This window comes from uncultured Sphingorhabdus sp., assembly GCF_937872355.1.
GTDB lineage: Bacteria > Pseudomonadota > Alphaproteobacteria > Sphingomonadales > Sphingomonadaceae > Sphingorhabdus_B.
Genome location: NZ_CALMSV010000022.1, coordinates 1 through 3,778, shown reverse-complemented (window position 1 = coordinate 3,778; position 3,778 = coordinate 1). Strand labels below are relative to the sequence as shown.

Here is a 3,778-nt window from a genome sequence, read left to right as displayed (position 1 = left end):
ATACTCGACAAACCCACAAGGTGAACTTATGACCGAACGCATCGGCTTTATCGGCCTCGGCATCATGGGCCGCGGCATGGCAGCCACCCTGCTCATGGCAGGCTTCGCACTCACAGTCTGGAACCGCGCGGCCAGCCGCTGCTTGCGGGCCCGCACGAGGCGGACATAGTTTGCGCCCGGAGCCCGCGGCTGGGCCAGCGTAATCCCAAGCGTCCCCGGTTTGTGTCCAACCGTTCCCGCCATGTCGTCCTCTATTCTCAAGGGGTGGATTGCGTCGCATGTCTTGCCCATCGGATAGACGGATGCAAGAGGCCGCTCGCTGCGCCGGCAGGCCGGAGGTTGAATAGCCTCCAACGGAAACACGCAAAAATTGGCCCAGGCGTCCGAAATTTGCCGCTGTTGCCGCGCAGACCGCGCATCAATAGGATGGATTCGCGGGCACGGAGAGTTTCCTTGGATTATTTCAAGACGCGCTTTTTGACGGGTTGGAGCATAGTTCTTGCCGGAGCGGGAGCTCTGATCTTCGCAACCTGCGTCGACGCTAAAGCCGCGCCGTCGAGCGCGTCGGCGCCGTTTCTCGCCCATCAGGCTGCGTATGAGCTGTCATTGCTGAAATCCCGTCGCAATGCGTCGGTCAACGGCGTTCAGGGCCGCATCCTTTACAGCTTCACGGGAAATGCCTGTGAAGGCTACACGACCGATTTCCGTCAGGTCTCCCAGCTCAGCGGAGAGGGCCGCGGCACGTTCAGCGATCTGCGTTCGACCAGCTTGGAAGACGGCGACGGCAAGAGCTATCGCTTCAAGATCGAAACGCGAACCAATGAGGCCGAGGTCAGTGCGGTCGACGGCATCGCCGAGCGCACCGGTGACAGGATCACGGTCAGGCTGAAGAAGCCGAAGCCGAAAACCCTGACGCTTGATAAAGAGGTCGTATTTCCGACCGAGCAGGTTCATCGCATCATCGAAGCGGCGAAGGCCGGCAGGTCGATCCTCGAACTCTCCGTTTATGACGGCTCCGATACCGGCGAGAAGATCTTCAATACGCTCTCGGGCATTGGCCAGCCGATTCCGGGCGATCGGCTGCCTGCCGAACCGGACAGTGGCTCAGATAACCAGGGGCTCAAGTCGATGACGCGCTGGCCGGTCACCGTGAGCTACTATGATCGCGCCACCAAATCGGATGCTGGCGAACAGACGCCTGTTTATGCGATGTCCTTCGAGCTCTACGAAAACGGCGTGTCGCGACAGCTCAAGCTCGACTACAACGATTTCGTCATCGGCGGCGCGATGACGCGCTTCGATGTGAAGGACAACAGCAACGGCGCCTGCAAGTAGGCCGTCGGCCCAGCATCTCCCATTCAGGACTTCTTGGGAAAGGCGATGCCGCGGATGACGGCATCGCTTCCGAACTTGGTGCGAAGATCGTCCAAGCGGCTTGCAAGGCGCTGACTCCGACGCCGATCAGGCGAAAGGCGGTGCCGTCTATTTCCCGCGCCAGCAATTCGCGGATGGTCGAGAAGATGCGCGTGGCGAGTTGCGTGGGACGTCCGATCGACTGCGAGCGCGTGCGCAAGCGAAAGTCCGCAGTCTTGAGCTTCAGCGTAATTGTCGATCCTTCGAGCTGGGCTGCTTTGAGACGACCGGAGACTTTTTCCGTCAGCCGCCACAATTGCTGCTCGAGCGTCTGCCGATCCGCATAATCGGTTTCGAAGGTTGTTTCGGAAGACACCACCTTGACGTCGCGATCGGGCTCGACGCGGCGATCGTCGACGCCGTGTGCCAGCCGCCACAAACGCCGGCCTTCGGTCCCGAACTGTTTGATCAGCTCGATCTCGTCGGCGCGCTGCAAGTCGGAAATCTGGCGGAAACCCTGGCGGGCAAGACGTTCCTGTGTTGCCGGGCCGACGCCGTAGATAAAGCTGACAGGCTTGGTCGCCAGGAGCTGTCGCGCATCGTCCTGCAACAGCGCCGCAAAGCCGCGGGGCTTGTCGAGGTCGGAGGCGATCTTGGCCAGAAACTTGTTGCAGGACAGGCCGATCGATACGGTGATGCCGATGTCGCGCTGGACGTCGCGGGCGAACGTCGCCAGTGTCCTCGCGGGAATCATGCCATGAACCAGTTCGGTGCCGGTCAGATCGAGAAACGCCTCGTCGATCGACAGCGGCTCCACCAGCGGCGTCAGCGCGCGCATCGCTTCGCGAACCTGGCGTCCCACCCGAACGTATTTGGTCATGTCCGGCTTCACCACGACCAGTTCAGGACATAGCGCCCGCGCCTTGAACATCGGCATCGCCGATCGCACGCCGTAGGTGCGCGCGACATAGCAGGCCGCCGCAACGACCCCGCGCTTGCCGCCGCCGACCGCCACCGGCCGGTCGGCGAACTCCGGATTGTCACGCTTTTCGATGGTGGCGTAGAAGGCGTCGCAGTCGACATGGGCAATGGTCAGCGAAGCGAGGGCGGGGTGCCGCAACAGGCGCGGCGAACCGCAATATACACAGCGTCTGCCGCTTCCTGCGGTTGTCTGCAGGCAATCGCGGCAGAAGCCTTCGCTGCCGTCAGAGTTGCCAGCGGTGGTCACGGAATGTCGCGTTCCCAGTTAGTTCCGCTGAGGACTTCATGTGCGGCAGCGACTGCGGCAGGGGTCAATTCCGCCCCGGCGGCAAAGTTTTCCAGCAGTGCCGGATCGTTCAGAACGAAATTGAGCACCGCGCCGAGAAACTTCGGATCGCCGGCGGCCGCCCGCAGGGTCTCGGGGCCGAGCCCGGTCTCGGCGAGAAACCGACCAAGCTGCTGGGGATCGGCTGCGATATGGCCAAGCGCCTGAATCGCCACGGTTTCCGCGGCCTCCCTGGCTGTTGCCAGACGCTTGGGACTCACCCTTATATTTGCCTTTCCGTAACCTATCGCCTCTAGTTTTAAGTCTATCTTGCCAGAGTCATTCAGGCGAGGCGATGCGCTTTTCGCAACTGCATTTCAGCGCGGGATTGGACAGTGGATGGCGAAGACCGTCCTGATCGTGGAAGACAACGAGCTCAACATGAAGCTCTTCCGCGATCTGCTGGAGGCTCACGGCTACGCGACCATCGGCACCAACAAGGGCACCGAAGCGCTCGGCCTCGTTCGACGGCACCGCCCCGATCTGGTTCTGATGGACATCCAGCTGCCGGAGGTTTCCGGGCTCGACGTTACGCGCTGGATCAAGGACGACCCCGACCTTCGCGCCATTCCCGTCATCGCCGTCACCGCCTTCGCGATGAAGGGGGACGAGGAGCGTATCCGCGAAGGCGGATGCGAGGCCTATCTGTCGAAGCCGATTTCGGTCGGCAAGTTCATCGAAACCGTCCGGCATTTTATCGGATAGGAGAAGTTTCGTGTCCGCTCGCGTTCTGGTTGTCGATGACATTCCCGCCAATGTGAAGCTGCTCGAGGCGCGCCTGTCGGCCGAGTACTTTGATGTCGTGACGGCGTCGGGTGGCAGGCAGGCGCTCGAAATCTGCGAGCGTGCCGAGTGTGACATCGTGCTGCTCGACGTGATGATGCCTGACATTGACGGCTTCGAGGTATGCCGTCGTCTCAAGGCCAATCCGGCGACGCACTTCATCCCGGTCGTGATGGTGACAGCGCTCGACAGTCCGGCCGATCGCGTGCGCGGCCTCGAGGCTGGCGCGGACGATTTTCTGACCAAGCCGGTGAGCGACGTGGTTCTTATCGCCCGCATCCGCTCGCTGACACGCCTGAAAATGATGACCGATGAATTGCGGATGCGCGCCATCAC

General features: G+C 61.6%; 6 protein-coding genes. 4 read left to right on the top strand and 2 right to left on the bottom strand.

Going from position 1 to position 3,778, the window contains the following annotated elements; translation table 11 throughout:
• The first annotated feature begins 28 nt into the window (after positions 1–28).
• Both Q0239_RS00950 and Q0239_RS00945 read left to right on the top strand, forming a co-directional pair.
• The gene (locus Q0239_RS00950) at positions 29–169 is read left to right on the top strand and encodes an NAD(P)-binding domain-containing protein (RefSeq protein ID WP_298596974.1); all 141 of its coding nucleotides are present in this window, start codon (positions 29–31) and stop codon (positions 167–169) included.
• Between the two features lie 284 nt (positions 170–453).
• Positions 454–1,335 (top strand): cell envelope integrity EipB family protein, encoded by an 882-nt coding sequence (locus Q0239_RS00945; RefSeq protein WP_298596971.1) that lies wholly within the window; start codon positions 454–456, stop codon positions 1,333–1,335.
• On the opposite strand, the gene Q0239_RS00940 is transcribed toward Q0239_RS00945, so the two are convergent.
• Positions 1,274–2,581 (bottom strand): DNA polymerase IV, encoded by a 1,308-nt coding sequence (locus Q0239_RS00940; RefSeq protein ID WP_298596968.1) that lies wholly within the window; start codon positions 2,579–2,581, stop codon positions 1,274–1,276. The two genes, Q0239_RS00945 and Q0239_RS00940, sit on opposite strands and share 62 nt — an antisense overlap.
• A complete protein-coding gene (locus Q0239_RS00935; protein ID WP_298596965.1) occupies positions 2,578–2,880 on the bottom strand; it encodes a DUF3572 domain-containing protein in 303 nt (100 codons plus the stop codon). The genes Q0239_RS00940 and Q0239_RS00935 overlap by 4 nt, the downstream gene beginning before the upstream one ends.
• Before the next feature lie 118 nt (positions 2,881–2,998).
• On the opposite strand from Q0239_RS00935, the gene Q0239_RS00930 reads away from it, so the two are divergent.
• Positions 2,999–3,364: a response regulator gene (locus Q0239_RS00930; RefSeq protein WP_298596962.1), complete on the top strand. Its 366-nt coding sequence runs from the start codon at positions 2,999–3,001 to the stop codon at positions 3,362–3,364.
• A gap of 10 nt (positions 3,365–3,374) precedes the next feature.
• A partial coding sequence (locus Q0239_RS00925; RefSeq protein WP_298596958.1) for a response regulator occupies positions 3,375–3,778 on the top strand: 404 nt, incomplete at its 3' end.

Coding starts and splice junctions, on each gene's coding strand:
- Q0239_RS00930 (WP_298596962.1), top strand. CDS start 2,999: ATGGCGAAGACCGTCCTGATCGTGGAAGACAACGAGCTCAACATGAAG.
- Q0239_RS00950 (WP_298596974.1), top strand. CDS start 29: ATGACCGAACGCATCGGCTTTATCGGCCTCGGCATCATGGGCCGCGGC.